Source organism: Paenibacillus sp. JT31N11, from assembly GCF_056269285.1.
Genome location: NZ_JBWDNQ010000061.1, coordinates 1 through 1,707, shown reverse-complemented (window position 1 = coordinate 1,707; position 1,707 = coordinate 1). Strand labels below are relative to the sequence as shown.

Here is a 1,707-nt window from a genome sequence, read left to right as displayed (position 1 = left end):
ATGATGGGATTTAAAGGGCTATGACCCGTTGCGTACTCCCATCGTACCGAGGCGCTCGTTTTTTTGCAAAGCGGAAATTTAACGCTCTACAGGAATGCTAACGGGTACGATAGTGTGGAGTAGCGTGCGGCAGCTGCTCCTTTTTTTTTTGAAGTAACTGGCAGGATAGTGGAGTTGCATAAATCATTAACGGCTCTTCAACATCCACATTGTGGTAAAATAAGTTAGACAAATTGTAAACGGAATATGTTAAACCTTATTAATATTGCTAAATAAAATGGGTATCTATAAAGAGAGGAATGAAATAAGTTGGGCGTAATAATAATGTTAATCGTTTATTTGTTAGTAGGAGCACTAATTATTAAATTAGGCATAGATAATTCTAAAAACACTCAATACTCTAAAGAAATATTAAAAGAATTGCGAGAAATAAAAGAACTTATGATAAAAAATAAATACGAATAACCCCAGTTCTACGTAAACGGAGCTACGGCAGACGTGTTTGTTTTCTCAACTAACGGGAGATGTTAGTCTAACGAAACAATATGTTTGGAACAGTCAAACCTCTACCCTCTGAAGGAGAATATGGCTATGAAAACAGAGTTTTCTGAAGATGAACTGACACAAATTTTACAAATTTACAACCTTGGAAAATACATAAACTCCATCCCTTTTACTGCTGGAACTGTGCAAACAAATATTAGGATCCGCACAACAATGGGACAGTTTGTTTTTAGGTATTATGATCGTTCGAGAGAATCAGTCTTATTTGAAATAGACTTACTTACCTATTTGAACGACAGAAACTATCCCTGTCCAGCACCATTGAAAAATAGGGAAGGTTGCTTAGTTGGCATTCATAACCAAAGGCCTTACGTCATTTTTGAATTTATGGAAGGCGAACATATTACCGAACCAAATGAGAAGCAAGGCAAGCAACTGATACAGAAGGCTGCTGAGCTACATAACTTGACTCAAAGCTATTCACCTATTCATAAAGAAGACCGGTGGAATTATAGCGTTGAGCTTTGCCGTGAGCTAGCCCGGCTGACATCCAAACGGATCAACACAACAAATTCAACAAAGAAGCTGGCATGGCTAGAAAAAGAATTGCTCAAACTAGAGCTTCCGGAATCGTTGCCGAAAGGAATTTGCCATGCAGATTTTCACTTTTCCAATGTTCTTTATAACCATGATGAATTTAGCGCCTTATTAGATTTTGATGATGCTAACTACACTTATCTTTTATTCGATCTTGTAGGTCTTATTTCAAACTGGGCTTGGAAATACGATAAAGATAAGGTCCTTAATATTATGGAAGCAAAGAAAGTCATTTCAGAATATACACAACATAGGCGTTTGAACCATATTGAAGAAAGACATTTGTTTGATGTTTTTAAGCTGAGCATTCTATTTGATTGTGTATGGTATTTCGAAAGAGGAGATGTAGTAGATTTTTTCGAGAAAAGAAAAATTGACTTTCTTGAGTATTCAGGTAGAGAGGTTTTTTTTCAGGAGCTATTTGGTTAAATCAGTAGTTAGAGAATTTAAATTTAACATTGTCCTTTTTGGAAGAGGAAATTGGGCTGAATTAAACTCCCTCGGTACGTTATAGTTTTCTCACGAATGCTCGCTTATTCGCAGGATTTCACCACAGGATGAATTGTAACCCGGATGGAATGGGACGAGAGCCGTCAAATTGGAAAC

1 protein-coding gene is annotated in these 1,707 nt (G+C 36.8%); it reads left to right on the top strand.

Features of this window, described 5'->3' with window-relative positions:
• The first annotated feature begins 591 nt into the window (after positions 1–591).
• On the top strand, positions 592–1,530 hold the full coding sequence (locus AC0YNV_RS40635) for a homoserine kinase (protein WP_475773126.1): 939 nt from the start codon (positions 592–594) through the stop codon (positions 1,528–1,530).
• Positions 1,531–1,707: the final 177 nt, after the last annotated feature.